This is a genomic window from Martinezella rhizogenes, from assembly GCF_000799715.1.
Taxonomy (GTDB): domain Bacteria; phylum Pseudomonadota; class Alphaproteobacteria; order Rhizobiales; family Rhizobiaceae; genus Rhizobium; species Rhizobium rhizogenes_C.
The window spans coordinates 51,562-64,474 of record NZ_JUHG01000011.1; the positions used below are offsets into that span (position 1 = coordinate 51,562).

Sequence of the window (12,913 nt, forward strand, 5' to 3'; positions counted from 1 at the left end):
AAAAAGACCTCGTCGAATGTCATGCCTCAGCGGACTGATTTTCCTTGGCTTTCGACTGTCTGATAGCCTCGATCATCGCCCGTACCTCAGCTGCGACACTTTCAACCAGCTCGGCGGAACGAGCGCGCACGACGATCTCGGTCGAAAAGGATTGGCCGACATAGCGCGGATAGGAGCCGATGCTGGTATCCGGATGCGCTTTCTGGATGATGCCGAGCGGCGTGCCGATCTCGCCTTCGCCGTAAGGGCAGGAAATCGCCGTCGACAGCATGCGGGTGCCGGAGCGCAGCGTCGGCACGACATTGTCGAGCATCGCCTGAAAAACCTGCGGCACGCCGGCCATGACATAGACGTTGCCGATGTTGAAGCCCGGTGCCGTCGAAACCGGATTGGCGATGTGCTTCGACCCCACGGGCATGCGCGCCATGCGCTGGCGAGCCTCGGTGAACTCCATCTCGCGCTTGGCATACATCTCCGCCATTATCCTCATCGCTTCCGCATCGTGCTCGCAGGGCACGCCGAAAGCCTTGGCAATCGCATCGGCGGTGATATCGTCATGCGTCGGGCCGATGCCGCCAGAGGTGAAGACATAGTCATACTGGCCGCGCAGAGCGTTCAGCGCCGCAACGATGGCGTCGTCGTCGTCGGCAACAATGCGGACTTCCTTCAGGTCGATGCCGGACAGCAGCATGACATCGGCGAGATGACCGATATTCTTGTCTTTCGTCCGGCCGGAGAGCAGTTCGTCGCCGATGGCCAGCATGGCGGCGGTGACAATGGTTTCATTGGTCATGGAAGTATCCGTGGAATTGCGCAGCGCGCGTTCGAAAAGCCTTTGAAATAGGTAGCGCCGTTTGCGGTGAATGCAAACTGCCGTTTTCGTGTCCGCCCGCGACTCGGAAAGACGACCATAAATGAATTTCGTCTTCGGCAGGTGAACAGTCCGTTCCCGTTGCGGGGGCTGCGTCTTCGTCCCGTCGCTGATACAACTCAGCCCGACAATCTGCACGTCCAACAAACGGGAGACATTCATGGCTAAGGTTCTGGTACTTTACTATTCCGCCTACGGTCACATCGAAAAGATGGCCTATGCCGTCGCCGAAGGTGCCAAGTCGGCTGGCGCCGAGGTGACCGTCAAACGCGTTCCGGAGCTTGTGCCGGAAGAGGTCGCCAAGGCTTCCCACTTCAAGCTCGACCAGGAAGCGCCGATCGCATCGCCGGATGAGCTGGCCGAATACGACGCCATCATCGTCGGCGCCGGCACGCGCTTCGGCACGGTTGCGTCGCAGATGCGCAATTTCTGGGATCAGACCGGCGGCCTGTGGTTCGCAGGCAAGCTCGTCGGCAAGGTCGGCTCGGTCTTCACCTCGTCCGCGACCCAGCATGGCGGCCAGGAATCGACCATTCTCGGCTTTATCCCGACCCTGCTGCATCAGGGCATGGTCGTCGTCGGCCTTCCTTATTCCTTCCAGGGCCAGATGGGTACGGAAGAAGTCAAGGGCGGTTCGCCTTACGGCGCTTCCACGATCACGAACGGCGACGGTTCGCGTCAACCTTCGGAAATCGAGCTGGAAGCCGCGAAATACCAGGGCGCTCACGTCGCCAAGATCGCGGCCAAGCTAGTCGCCTGATTCGTACTCAATCTATTGGAAAGCGCAGCGAAAGCTGCGCTTTTTGCGTTATGGAGCCAGCAGACATTAGCGCCGATAACCGGTCCCATCAGCAAAAAAGACCACTGCAGAGTGTGATAGAGGCGATGCCTGTTATGTGATCGCTATTTCTGATGGCATTCATAATGCATTCATCAATTAGGGTTCAATGAAGAGCTGTAAACTTTGAATGGAGACGTCATGAGCAAAATTTTCAACATCGTTGGCGCAGGCGCGTTGACGCTGATCATGGGACTCGCATCCTTTACTCCTTCGGTTGCCGCACCCCTCAATACGGACAGGCCGGCGGCAAGCACCGCCGTTGAGCAGGTCCAGTACCGCGAGGGTGACCGCCGGCGTTGGGACGACAGAAGGCATCGCCCGAACCGTCGTCAGCCGCATTACCGCCCCGGTTCGTGGAACGGCTACCACGGCTATCAACGTGCTCGCCCGGGCTACCGCCGCCACAGCGATGGCTGGTGGTATCCGCGCAACGCGTTCAGAATCGAAATTCGCTAGGCGTTCAACGCTGGCGCAAACAATACCAAGGCGGCCCAACGGCCGCCTTATTCATTTGAAGCCCTGCACAGGGTTCTAGTCGCCATGCCGTTCATACTCGTCACTGTTCTGCCGTGGGCGCATGTCGACGGTGCAAATCGTTATCTGGCAAAGCTGAGCCGGAGTGACTATGTTTCCATACCGCTCATGGCGGTTCGCACGGCGGACAGAAGAGGGGTATGGATCATTGGATATGATGACAAAAAGCCGCCTGAGCGCCGTTCAAGAAAACAGGCGTCTGGCTATTATCCTTGGAATAGCAGGGCTCATAGCGGCGCTTCTGGTTGTTAAGCCAAGGTATATGGATCCGACCGCCTATCATTTCTGGCTTGAAGTCTGCGGGTGTGTCTGCATGGTTCTGGCCATATTCGTAAGGCTTTGGTGCACGCTTTATATCGGCGGCAGAAAGGGATCGTCGCTGATGACGGACGGTCCTTACAGCATTAGCCGGAACCCGCTTTATGTGGGATCGGTGATCGGGGCGGCTGGTCTGGGGCTGCAAACCGGCATGCTGACATTCGCGGTCCTTTGCGGGGCATTATGCTGGATCATTTTTTCCGTGGTCGTGCGCCGGGAAGAGCGGTTTCTCCAGGACCGTTTCGGACAGGCCTACAGCGCCTATCGAGCGACCACGCCGCGTTTCCTGCCCGATTTCCGCAAATATGACGAAGGAACTGTCCGTTATGAGTTCGATCCGCAAGCACTTTGGAGAACGCTTCGCGATGGATTGCTGTTTTTGATAGCTATTCCGATTACAGAGATTATCGAAATTCTGCATGAATCCGGTAACCTTCCAGACCTCCTGACCGCTTTCTAGGGCAAGATCCCACTTTCAGACAAAGTCACCTGGCGGCGACATGTGCGAGGCCGAACAAACGCCGGCATTGGCGATGACGCCAGAACGAGCACGCCATATGCGACTGTTATTATTTCTTATGAAGATGAATGGTGCGGACGACGGGGGTCGAACCCGTACGGATCACTCCGAGGGATTTTAAGTCCCTTGCGTCTACCAGTTTCGCCACGTCCGCGTGCCTTTCCCTTCAAGCACTTGAGCGATTCAGTCAAGGGAATGTTTGCGGCAAGGGGCAGAACTTCGCTCGGCTTGCTGTGGCGCTGAGCGGTTCCGACGCGATTGTCGCATCGCCCTCTGAGAGCGCTCACCAGCGCCGGTGTAATCACCATAAGTTATGCCGCGCAGCGGGCGATCATACACAAGCGAAGCCCGCCGGCACCGGATGAACCGGATAGGAGCGGGCCTCTAACCATCATCATGATGGCTGGTCGTATTGGAGACGGACGGTTCCGTCCTGTCAATTCGAAGATTTTGGGGTTGCGACTGGATGGAATATGCTGACGGAAATCATGGCAGTTGCGCGTTTGATGGTCGCAAGCCTGCTTCCGCAAGCACCGAAAAGTCGCGTCGACAGGTCGGAAACCGCGTTAAACAGGCTTTCGTTACTCATGTTTCCTGTGCCATAGCGAAGGCGAATTGAACAAGGATGGACGAAGCCCGTGGACAAGCAGGATGTTCTCGATGCCACCGAGGCCATGCGTGGCCTCTTTTCCGCAACGCCGCTACAGCTGAACGAGCATCTTTCGGCCCGCTATGGCGCCGACATCTGGCTGAAGCGCGAGGATCTGACGCCGGTGCGCTCCTACAAGATCCGCGGCGCCTTCAATTTCTTCCGCAAGGTGATCGCCGCGGGCGGCACGGGCAAGACATTCGTCTGCGCATCGGCCGGTAACCATGCGCAGGGCTTTGCCTTCGTCTGCCGCCATTTCGGCGTGCCGGGCGTGGTCTTCATGCCGGTGACGACGCCGCAGCAGAAGATCGACAAGACCCGTATGTTCGGCGGCGAATTCATCACAATCAAGCTGTTCGGCGACTTCTTTGATCAGTGCTATCAGGCGGCGCGCGAGCATGTGCAGCATATCGACGGCGTCATGGTGCCGCCTTTCGATCATGCCGATATCATCGAGGGGCAGGCGACAGTCGCCGACGAAATCGCCGCGCAATTGCCGGATGGTGTTCTGCCGGACCACATCATTCTGCCCGTCGGCGGCGGCGGACTGGCGGCCGGCATCACCGGCTATTTTGCCGATCGGCTTGGCAAGGAGACATTCGTCTTCGCTGAACCTGCGGGAGCGCCGAGCCTTCGGCGGAGCATCGAGGCGGGGCAGGTGGTGACGCTGGCGAAGGTTGACAATTTCGTCGATGGTGCTGCGGTCGGTCGTATCGGCGACCTCAATTTCACTGCCCTGAAGGGATTTGCCGCCGAGCAGGTCAGGCTGATCGAAGAAAACGCCATCTGCGTGACGATCGCCGACATGCTGAACGTCGAGGGCGTCGTGCTGGAGCCCGCCGGCGCGCTGGCGATCACCGCGCTGGAGACTATGGATCCCGATGCCATCCGCGGCAAGACGATCGTCGCGGTCGTCTCCGGCGGCAATTTCGATTTCGAGCGCCTGCCCGACGTCAAGGAACGCGCCATGCGCTATGCCGGGCTGAAGAAATACTTCATCCTGCGCCTTGCCCAGCGTCCCGGCGCGCTGCGCGATTTCCTCAATCTTCTCGGGCCGGACGACGATATCGCCCGCTTCGAGTATCTGAAGAAGAGTGCCCGCAATTTCGGTTCAATCCTGATCGGCATCGAGACCAGGGATCCCGACAATTTCAAGCAGCTGGTCGAAAAGTTCGAGCGCGCCGGCATGGGCTATGAGGATATCACCGAGAACGAGATCCTTGCGAACCTGATCATTTAACTTTGCGACCTCACGTCCTTCATGCTAAAGGCGAAACATGGCTTCGATCTTGTCCAATATTCTCTCGATCTTCACCGGCGGCGGCGCTTCGGCGACGAGCGCTGAAAAGGCCGGTGGCTCCACCATCAGCGCCGAGCCGCAGACGCATGGCGATTGCACGATCCATGCGACGCCGCAGCGCGAGGGCAATCAGTTTCGTCTGATGGGCCGGATCGAGAAGGATGTGAACGGCGAGACGCTGGTGCGCAACTTCATTCGCGCCGATGTCTTCACCTCGGCCGACGACGCGCTCGAATCGACGTTCCGCAAGGCGCGGCAGATCATCGACCAGAACGGCCCATCGCTGTTCGGCGATGGCGAAAAGGTTCGTCAGGTCTGATTTCCAAAACTGGTTGGTGACAAGCCGTAAACGGCGATCGCCATTGAAGGAACCGAATGTTCTTTCAATGGCTTGCAATCGTTATGCCGCAGCCGAGATCTGCGGCTCATTGGTGACGGGAAAATTCACCGAGCGCGCAATGAAGCACATCTCGTGCGCCTTGTGATGCAGTTCAAGCGCAGTCTTCGCGTCCGATGCCGCATCGATGACGATCCTGGGGCGCAGCACGACCGAGGTGAATTGCCCCGCGCCGCCACTCTCTTCCAGCATGGTTCCTTCAGCCGCGTCTTCATAGGACAGGACGATAACACCGGCTTGCGCGCAAAGGCCGAGATACCAAAGCTTGTGGCAGGCCGAAAGCGACGCGACCAGCAGGTCCTCGGGGTTCCAGCGGGTAGGGTCGCCGCGGAAACTCGGGTCGGAAGAGCCGGTGATCGTCGGTTTGCCCTCGGCACGTATCTCATGATCCCGTCGATAGCCGCGATAGCTCGACGTTCCCGTACCGTCATTGCCGGTCCAGACGACGTTGACATGATAGGTATGTTGCTTGTCGCTCACTGAAATCCTCCGACTGCCATGCCCCTGGATGAGCCTCATCGACGCATCGTAGCTGCGTATATCGCAGGAGATTATCTGAAAGCTAAAGCCACTTTTGCGATAAATTGCAGACCGGTCTCGCACGGCCGTCGACATCTGACGATACGTCTGACACGCAAAGGCCGCCATCAGCATCATGCGTCAGGCAGCCTTTGCCATCATTTTGGGAGCGGTGTTCGCCGGAGGGTTCTCAGGCAGACCGGAAAAGCTTGGCGCCCGATGGAGCGCTGGTGGCACCGCCGTCGACGATGATTTCGATGGCTGTGACGTTGCTCGAATCGTCGGAAGCGAAATAAAGCGCCGCCTTGGCGATCTCTTCCGCTTCACTCATGCGGCCAAGCGGACTCAGGCTGCCGAAGCGGGCTTCCAGCGCATCCTTGGCGTCTTCGGTCATCGCCCGCGTATTCCAGATCGGCGTCTTGGTGGCGCCTGGCGTCACCTGGTTGACGCGGATGCCACGCGGAGCAAGTTCGGAGGCGAGGTTACGGGTCATGGCGCGCACGGCGCCCTTGGTGCCGGCATAGGCGGAGTAACCCGGGATGCCAAGAACAGCATGCACGGAGCCGTTCAGGATCACCGACGCACCGTCGTTCAGATATGGCAGCGCCGCCTGCACCGTGAAGAAGACGGCGGTGAAATTGGTGCGCACCACCGTCTCGAACTGTTCGAGCGTGGTCTTTCCAACGGCGGTCTCGCCGCCAATGCCGGCATTGGCAAAGAGGATATCGATATTGCCAAGTTTTTCAGCCGCTTCCGCGAAGGCTTTTTCAGTCGCCGCAATGTCGGTGACATCAACCTGCAACGCCAGGACATCGCCGCCAAGCTCTTCGACGGCGGCGGCAAGGGTCTGCGGGTTGCGGCCGGTGATGGCGACCTTGGCGCCCTCGGCGAGGAAGACGCGGGCGGTGGCAAGGCCGATGCCGCTATTGCCGCCGGTGATGAGGGCAACCTTGTTCTTGAGGCGCATGTTGGTAACTCCTATTGGCTTAAATCACGATCTGGATTATGATCGTTCGCCATAAGGATTATGATTGTAATCCACATTCGTCAAGGCAGCTTGAGGGGATTCTTCGATGGGCCATTCGCAGCTGGAAAAACAGAAGACGCACGAGCGGATCGTGACGCTGGCGGCCAAGCGTCTGCGCGAGGAGGGGCTGGAGGGCATCGGCGTCGCCGATCTTATGAAGGAAGCCGGACTGACGGTCGGCGGCTTCTACAAGCATTTCGCCTCGAGGGACGAACTGGTGGTCGAAGCCGTTCAGTCGGCGGTGGAACAGCAGCGACGGCAGATGGAGGAGAAGGGGATCGATCCGGCCGATGTCCCGCTGAAGGACTATGCCGAGAATTATCTTGGCGTTTTTCATCGTGACCACCGCGGAGAGGGTTGCGTCTATGCGGCCCTGACGGCCGATATCGCGCGCAGTGGCGATGCCGTGCGGGCGGTCGCAACGGAAGGGATGCGGAAAAATATCGAGACGATGACGGCACGCATGCCGCAAACGGATGTCGCCGATGCGCGGCGCGATGCCGTTATCGCCACCTGCCTGATGGCCGGTGCGGTCGGCCTTGCGCGCGTTACGAATGACGAGAAGCTTTCCGACGAGCTTCTGGAAGCTGCGCGGAGCTTCATGAGAGAGCTGGCGAACGGCAACGGGACATAAAAAAGCGGCCGGTGAGAACCGGCCGCCATGACTTTTAGTCGTGCTTGCGAATTAAGCGGCTAGCGCCAGTTCGGCTGCGCGAGCCTGAGCGGCGCCGATTGCCTTTTCAGTGGCTTCCGGACCGAAGGCAATGCCTTCGACATAGACGGTTTCGACATCGGTGATGCCGATAAAGCCGAGAACCGACTTCAGATAGGGAACGGCGTGGTTCAGGGGGGCGGCAGGACCTTCGGAGTAAACGCCGCCGGATGCGAGCACGATGTAGGCCTTCTTACCCGTTGCCAGGCCCTTCGGGCCGGTTTCGGTGTAGGTGAAGGTGCGGCCGGCGCGGGCGATATTGTCGATCCAGGACTTCAGCGACGAATAGATGCCGAAGTTGATCAGGCCGGTGCCGATGACAATCGTGTCGGCGGCAAGCAGTTCGTCCACCAGCGCTTCAGAAACCTTGATGGCGTCGTTCTGCTCGGTCGTGCGGGCGTCAGCCGGCGTACGGATGGCGGCGGTGAAGAACTCGTCGATATGCGGCAGCGGCGCGGCGGCCAGATCGCGGTGAACGATCGTCTTGCCGGGGTTCTGTGCCTTGATCTTGTCGGCAAGCTCGGTCGCGATCTTGGTGGAAAGCGAATCGGCGCGCGGGCTGGAGGTCAGAAGCAGAATGGAGGACATGATTGTGTTCCTTATCAATGGGTTGCGATAGCCGAGTGGGAAGTTCGGCCATGTTTCGCGTTCATAGATAAGTCTTAAGTGCTATCGAGAAAAACTGTGATAATATGGATTGGAATGATCGATAAAATGGATAGCCCATGCTTCCCAATCCAACACTTGACCAATTGCAGGTTTTTCTGACCGTTGCTGAATCCGGCAGCTTCTCCGCGGCTTCGCGCGTTCTCAACCGCGCGCAATCGGTCATCAGCTATACGATCGCCAATCTCGAGGCGCAGCTTGAAATGCCGTTGTTCGAGCGTTCGGGCTCGCGCCAGCCGAAGCTGACGGATGCGGGCAGGGTGATGTTGGAGGATGCGCGCCGAATTCTGTCCGATCTCCAGGTGATGCGCGCCAGGGTCAAGGGCTTGAAGACCGGGCTTGAGGCGGAGGTCGCCGTCGCCATCAGCGTCATGGTGCCGACCAATGCCACGGTCGCCGTCCTGAGCGAGTTCCGCGACCGCTTTCCCTCCGTCTCGCTACGGCTCGATGCCGGCGAGCTTGGAACGATGATGGAACTGGTCGCCAGCGGCAAATCGACGATCGGAATCGGCGGCGCGGTGATAAAGCAGGACGATTCCATGGTGATTGAGCGCATCGGCCACTCCTTCATGATGCCGGTCGCCTCGCCGCGCCATCCGCTCGCCCAGATCAAACGGCCGCTGAACCTCACCGACGTGCGCGAGGAGGTGCAATTGGTGGTCACCGATGCTTCGAACCTCACCAAGGGCCGGGATTTCAATGTCCTGTCCTACAAGATCTGGCACCTCAGCGATATCGCCACCAAGCATCAACTGATCCGCGGCGGCCTCGGCTGGGGCGGGCTGCCGGCTTCGCTCATCTACGAAGACCTGCAGAAGGGCCGGCTCGTGCATCTCGACCTCGATGCCTATGAGCAGGGCGAATATCCGATCTATGCGGTGCGCAAGCTTTCCAATCCCCCGGGTCCGGCGGCCGCCTGGATGATCGAAGCCTTCCGCGATCGCCTGTTGCAATGCCCGGACCGGGTGGATTTCAAGGCCGCAATGGACGTGTTCCGTCCTGAAGAGAACCCGTTGGCGGCGGAATGAAAATGGGCGCCCTTTGAGGCGCCCATTTTCATTTGTGGAATGGTGTAACCGATTACAGAACCAGCCGGAAGTTATTGAACCCATCCGTGCCTTCGCCGGCGTCCTCGATCTTCACGCTCTTCACCTGGGCAAGGAAGTCCTTGGCCTTGGGGGAGCTTGGGAACAGGACGGTGGTGCCCGGAAGCGGCTTGAAGGTCCAGTTGCCGTCGGCGGTCGGGTTGATCGTGCCCTGCTCGTGGACATAGCGGACGATGACGTCGCGGTTGGTGTCCGGGGCCTTGTAGATCACTTTGTCGGCGGCGATTTCCGGGAAGTTGCCGCCGCCGCCGGCGCGGTAGTTGTTGCTGACCACGACGAATTTCTGGGCGGGATCGATCGGCTTGCCGTTAAATTGCAGGTTCTGGATGCGGTTTGCATCGGCGCTCAGGAGCTTGCCGTCATCGCTGAAGCGGCGCGGCTGCGACAGGTCGATCTGGTAGGTGACGCCATCGATGACGTCGAAGTTGTAGGATGGGAAGCTGTCGTTGAGCAGAGCGACATCCTTGGTGCCCGGCTGCACCTGATTGAACATTGCCGCCGACATTTCCAGCCAGTTCTTCACCTGTGCGCCGTTGATGACGACGGCCTGCACCGTATTCGGATAGAGATAGAGATCGGCGACGTTCTTGATGGCGATATTGCCGGCGGGAACGTCGGTATAATAGTCGACGCCGTTGCGGCCGCCGCATTTGAAGGGCGCTGCTGCCGAAAGCACCGGCAGATCCTTGTACTCAGTCTCCTTCAGCATGTCCTTGATGTACCAGATCTGCGCCTGGCTGACGATCTGCACTGAGGGATCGTCGGCGACGAGCGCGAAATAGGAGTAGAGCGGCGCGGAGGTCTTGCCAACCGGCGTGCGGACATAGGCGAGCGTTGCCTCATGCTCGGCCTTGGCGGCTTCGACCACTTCCTTCTTGTCGGCGACATCGGCGATGACTTTCTTCTTGTCGTCGCGGTGATAGATCGGCCGCGCCTCCGAGGTAAAGTCGACGATCTTCCAGCTATTGCCGTCTTTTTCGAGCAGCAGGTCGATTAGGCCGAGATGCGAGCCCCAGAAGCCGGCCATGACCGTCGGCTTGCCATGCAGCGTGCCCTTGACCGGATCGGCATCCTTGATGCCGTCCCAGGTCTTCGGGCCGGGGAAGACGAGATGCTGGTGGCCGGTGAAGACGGCGTCGATACCGGGAACGGCGGCGACATAGAGAGAGGCGTTTTCCATTCTGTCGGAGGGTGCGCTGCCGTCGATGCCGGAGTGCGAAAGGGCGATGATGATATCGGCGCCTTCTTCCTTCATGACCGGCACCCAGGCTTTGGCGGCTTCGACGATATCGCGCGTCTGCGCCTTGCCTTCGAGATTCTTGATGTCCCAGAGCATGATCTGCGGTGGCACGAAGCCGATGAAGCCGATCTTGACCGTGCTTTCATTGCTGGCGCCGTCCTTGATCTTCTTTTCGATGATCCGATAGGGCTTGAAGAACAGGTCGTCCTTTTTCGGGTCGGAGGCGAGCTGGCCCTTGGTCAGGTTGGCGCAGACAAAGGGGAAGTTCGCGCCGCCCAGCACCTTGAACATGAAGTCGAGGCCATAGTTGAACTCGTGGTTTCCGAGTGTGCCGACCTCGTAGCCGAGCGTGTTCATCGCCTTGATGACCGGATGGACATCGCCCTCCTTCATGCCGTGCTGATAGGCCATATAGTCGCCCATCGGATTGCCCTGCAGCACGTCGCCATTGTCGATCAGCAGCGAATTGGTGGCTTCGGCGCGGATATTGTCGATGATCGTCGCCGTGCGTGACAGGCCCATCGTGTCGTTCGGCTTGTCGGCATAGTAGTCGTAGGGGAAGACGTTGACGTGGATATCAGTCGTTTCCATGAGGCGCAGATGCGCCTGATTGCCGGCCGCGCGCGCTGCGAACGGATGCAGCATGATGAGCGCGGCTGTGGCGCTCAGGCCCTGCAGCAACGAACGGCGCGACATGCTGGGCAATTCCAGAATGGAAGACATGAAACACTCCTTCAACGATTATTATGGTTCTCGATCACCTCTGGGGGTGAGGGAGATTAGGACGAATTTTGAAGGTGTGCACCTGTAATATGACAGGCTTATTGTGGTTCCCGCGCCGAGCGGGCAAACAGACCGTTAGCGCCTAAGAACCGGCTGTATGTCCTTGTGGAAAAAGCGGAAATAGGAAGCGACCAGAGCCGAGGCATTGGAGGATGGATCGAATTCGATGCCGATTCGGCCGCTGTGGACCCAGCGCACGATACCGTCAAGCATGCCGATGTCGGTGCATTCGACACGAACCTTGCTGCCGGCGGCTGCATGGGTCGGGGATTGCAGGTCAAGCGCGATGCCACTGGCGGAGAGGTCGACCACGCGACCGGTCACTGCCTTTGCGAGATACCATACCTGGCCCATCAATCGAACGCGGCGGCGCTGCGAACGCCTCGCTTTGATCTTCAAATTGTATTGGGCCGTCGGTTTCGAAGATGACTGCATGATTTCACCTCTACGCGTGCGTATCACTCCTTTCACGGATAGCGGGTATCCATTGAAAGGTGTTTAGCGCGATCGGTAAAATTGCGATCATTCGTATCGATTCGGAGCGGTTCGTCTCAGCGCGTCGACATGGCCTTTGGGCTAGGTGTAGAGCTCTACACTGAGTGAATGTTTGGGGAGAAATGGCATTGCGCATCGTTTCGCTGAATGCATGGGGCGGCCTGCTGCATGAACCGCTGATGCAATATCTGGTCGACGTCGATGCGGATGTTCTCTGCCTCCAGGAAGTGGGACGGACACCGGGCGTGCAATCTGACTGGTTGACTTACCGCGACCACGGCGTCGAACTTCAGCAGCGGGTCAATCTCTTCGAGGAGATCAAGGCCGCCCTTCCGGGGTATGATGCCTTCTTCTGCCCGGTGGCGCGAGGCGATCTCTTTGATGGTGACCGGCGGATCGCTTCCGAATTCGGCCTGGCGACCTTCGTCCGCAAGACATATCCGGTCATCGGCCAGGCGCTGGGCTTTGTGCATGGGGAATTCTCCTCAGACGGCTGGGGGCCGCATCCCCGGTCGCGCAACGCCCATTGTATCCGCCTATTTGACTACGAAGCCGGCTATCCGATTACCATCGCCCAGATGCACGGCCTGCGTGACCCTGAAGGCAAGGGGGATACACCGGCGCGTCAGCTCCAGGCGACGGCGCTGGTCGATCTGATCCGTCAGGTGTGGCCGGAAGAGGAGCGGCTGGTCGTCTGCGGCGATTTCAACGTGCTGCCGGGAAGCGTGAGCTTTGAGGCTCTGGCAGCTCTGGGGCTTTCGGATCTTATCACCTCGCGGGGACATGGCGACACCCGCACCTCTCATTACCGCAAGGAGCCACGTTTCGCCGACTATATGCTGGTGACACCGACGGTCGAGGTTGTGGCGTTCGGCGTCGTAGCCGAGCCGGAAGTCTCCGATCATCGCGCCTTGCTGCTGGATCTACGGTAGTCC

General features: G+C 59.2%; 14 protein-coding genes and 1 tRNA gene. 8 read left to right on the forward strand and 7 right to left on the reverse strand.

The window, feature by feature from the left end; genetic code table 11:
* Positions 1 to 19: 19 nt before the first annotated feature.
* Complete coding sequence (locus tag EX00_RS04215; RefSeq protein WP_047457422.1) at positions 20 to 793, reverse strand: competence/damage-inducible protein A; 774 nt, start codon at positions 791 to 793, stop codon at positions 20 to 22.
* 238 nt (positions 794 to 1,031) lie between these two features.
* On the opposite strand from EX00_RS04215, the gene wrbA reads away from it, so the two are divergent.
* The 3 genes from wrbA to EX00_RS04230 all read left to right on the forward strand — a co-directional run bounded on the left by wrbA (position 1,032) and on the right by EX00_RS04230 (position 3,024).
* Positions 1,032 to 1,631: an NAD(P)H:quinone oxidoreductase type IV gene (gene wrbA, locus EX00_RS04220; RefSeq protein WP_047454482.1), complete on the forward strand. Its 600-nt coding sequence runs from the start codon at positions 1,032 to 1,034 to the stop codon at positions 1,629 to 1,631.
* Between the two features lie 219 nt (positions 1,632 to 1,850).
* Positions 1,851 to 2,168: a hypothetical protein gene (locus EX00_RS04225; protein ID WP_047454484.1), complete on the forward strand. Its 318-nt coding sequence runs from the start codon at positions 1,851 to 1,853 to the stop codon at positions 2,166 to 2,168.
* A gap of 232 nt (positions 2,169 to 2,400) precedes the next feature.
* Positions 2,401 to 3,024, forward strand: coding sequence for a methyltransferase family protein (locus tag EX00_RS04230; protein ID WP_047454486.1), 624 nt, complete (start codon positions 2,401 to 2,403; stop codon positions 3,022 to 3,024).
* A gap of 129 nt (positions 3,025 to 3,153) precedes the next feature.
* Here EX00_RS04230 and EX00_RS04235 read toward each other — a convergent pair.
* Positions 3,154 to 3,238 (reverse strand) — tRNA-Leu (locus EX00_RS04235).
* Between the two features lie 484 nt (positions 3,239 to 3,722).
* On the opposite strand from EX00_RS04235, the gene ilvA reads away from it, so the two are divergent.
* The gene (ilvA, locus tag EX00_RS04240; RefSeq protein WP_047454488.1) at positions 3,723 to 4,973 is read left to right on the forward strand and encodes a threonine ammonia-lyase; all 1,251 of its coding nucleotides are present in this window, start codon (positions 3,723 to 3,725) and stop codon (positions 4,971 to 4,973) included.
* A gap of 37 nt (positions 4,974 to 5,010) precedes the next feature.
* On the forward strand, positions 5,011 to 5,352 hold the full coding sequence (locus EX00_RS04245) for an HlyU family transcriptional regulator (RefSeq protein WP_047454490.1): 342 nt from the start codon (positions 5,011 to 5,013) through the stop codon (positions 5,350 to 5,352).
* Positions 5,353 to 5,433: 81 nt separating this feature from the next.
* Here the strand turns inward: EX00_RS04245 and EX00_RS04250 are convergent, their stop codons facing one another.
* Both EX00_RS04250 and EX00_RS04255 read right to left on the reverse strand, forming a co-directional pair.
* Positions 5,434 to 5,910, reverse strand: a complete 477-nt coding sequence (locus EX00_RS04250; protein ID WP_047454491.1) for an OsmC family protein — start codon at positions 5,908 to 5,910, stop codon at positions 5,434 to 5,436.
* Positions 5,911 to 6,139: 229 nt separating this feature from the next.
* The gene (locus EX00_RS04255) at positions 6,140 to 6,916 is read right to left on the reverse strand and encodes an SDR family NAD(P)-dependent oxidoreductase (protein WP_047454494.1); all 777 of its coding nucleotides are present in this window, start codon (positions 6,914 to 6,916) and stop codon (positions 6,140 to 6,142) included.
* 106 nt (positions 6,917 to 7,022) lie between these two features.
* On the opposite strand from EX00_RS04255, the gene EX00_RS04260 reads away from it, so the two are divergent.
* A complete protein-coding gene (locus EX00_RS04260; protein ID WP_047454495.1) occupies positions 7,023 to 7,610 on the forward strand; it encodes a TetR/AcrR family transcriptional regulator in 588 nt (195 codons plus the stop codon).
* A 51-nt stretch (positions 7,611 to 7,661) separates the two neighbouring features.
* Here the strand turns inward: EX00_RS04260 and EX00_RS04265 are convergent, their stop codons facing one another.
* Positions 7,662 to 8,276: an FMN-dependent NADH-azoreductase gene (locus tag EX00_RS04265; RefSeq protein WP_047454497.1), complete on the reverse strand. Its 615-nt coding sequence runs from the start codon at positions 8,274 to 8,276 to the stop codon at positions 7,662 to 7,664.
* A 137-nt stretch (positions 8,277 to 8,413) separates the two neighbouring features.
* On the opposite strand from EX00_RS04265, the gene EX00_RS04270 reads away from it, so the two are divergent.
* Positions 8,414 to 9,382, forward strand: a complete 969-nt coding sequence (locus EX00_RS04270; protein WP_047454499.1) for a LysR family transcriptional regulator — start codon at positions 8,414 to 8,416, stop codon at positions 9,380 to 9,382.
* A 52-nt stretch (positions 9,383 to 9,434) separates the two neighbouring features.
* Here EX00_RS04270 and EX00_RS04275 read toward each other — a convergent pair whose 3' ends face one another.
* Both EX00_RS04275 and EX00_RS04280 read right to left on the reverse strand, forming a co-directional pair.
* Entirely contained in the window at positions 9,435 to 11,423 is a 1,989-nt protein-coding gene (locus EX00_RS04275; RefSeq protein ID WP_047454504.1) for a bifunctional 2',3'-cyclic-nucleotide 2'-phosphodiesterase/3'-nucleotidase, read from the reverse strand.
* A gap of 135 nt (positions 11,424 to 11,558) precedes the next feature.
* Positions 11,559 to 11,918, reverse strand: a complete 360-nt coding sequence (locus tag EX00_RS04280; protein ID WP_047454506.1) for a PilZ domain-containing protein — start codon at positions 11,916 to 11,918, stop codon at positions 11,559 to 11,561.
* 182 nt (positions 11,919 to 12,100) lie between these two features.
* Between EX00_RS04280 and EX00_RS04285 the strand changes: the two genes are divergently transcribed.
* Entirely contained in the window at positions 12,101 to 12,910 is an 810-nt protein-coding gene (locus EX00_RS04285; protein ID WP_047454508.1) for an endonuclease/exonuclease/phosphatase family protein, read from the forward strand.
* Positions 12,911 to 12,913 lie beyond the last annotated feature (3 nt).

Excerpts from the sequence above, each read along its gene's own strand:
- EX00_RS04285 (WP_047454508.1), top strand. The coding sequence starts at position 12,101 with ATGGCATTGCGCATCGTTTCGCTGAATGCATGGGGCGGCCTGCTGCAT.
- EX00_RS04280 (WP_047454506.1), bottom strand. The coding sequence starts at position 11,918 with ATGCAGTCATCTTCGAAACCGACGGCCCAATACAATTTGAAGATCAAA.
- EX00_RS04265 (WP_047454497.1), bottom strand. The coding sequence starts at position 8,276 with ATGTCCTCCATTCTGCTTCTGACCTCCAGCCCGCGCGCCGATTCGCTT.
- EX00_RS04225 (WP_047454484.1), top strand. The coding sequence starts at position 1,851 with ATGAGCAAAATTTTCAACATCGTTGGCGCAGGCGCGTTGACGCTGATC.
- EX00_RS04245 (WP_047454490.1), top strand. The coding sequence starts at position 5,011 with ATGGCTTCGATCTTGTCCAATATTCTCTCGATCTTCACCGGCGGCGGC.
- EX00_RS04230 (WP_047454486.1), top strand. The coding sequence starts at position 2,401 with ATGATGACAAAAAGCCGCCTGAGCGCCGTTCAAGAAAACAGGCGTCTG.
- EX00_RS04215 (WP_047457422.1), bottom strand. The coding sequence starts at position 793 with ATGACCAATGAAACCATTGTCACCGCCGCCATGCTGGCCATCGGCGAC.
- EX00_RS04255 (WP_047454494.1), bottom strand. The coding sequence starts at position 6,916 with ATGCGCCTCAAGAACAAGGTTGCCCTCATCACCGGCGGCAATAGCGGC.
- EX00_RS04260 (WP_047454495.1), top strand. The coding sequence starts at position 7,023 with ATGGGCCATTCGCAGCTGGAAAAACAGAAGACGCACGAGCGGATCGTG.
- EX00_RS04270 (WP_047454499.1), top strand. The coding sequence starts at position 8,414 with ATGCTTCCCAATCCAACACTTGACCAATTGCAGGTTTTTCTGACCGTT.
- wrbA (WP_047454482.1), top strand. The coding sequence starts at position 1,032 with ATGGCTAAGGTTCTGGTACTTTACTATTCCGCCTACGGTCACATCGAA.
- EX00_RS04275 (WP_047454504.1), bottom strand. The coding sequence starts at position 11,423 with ATGTCTTCCATTCTGGAATTGCCCAGCATGTCGCGCCGTTCGTTGCTG.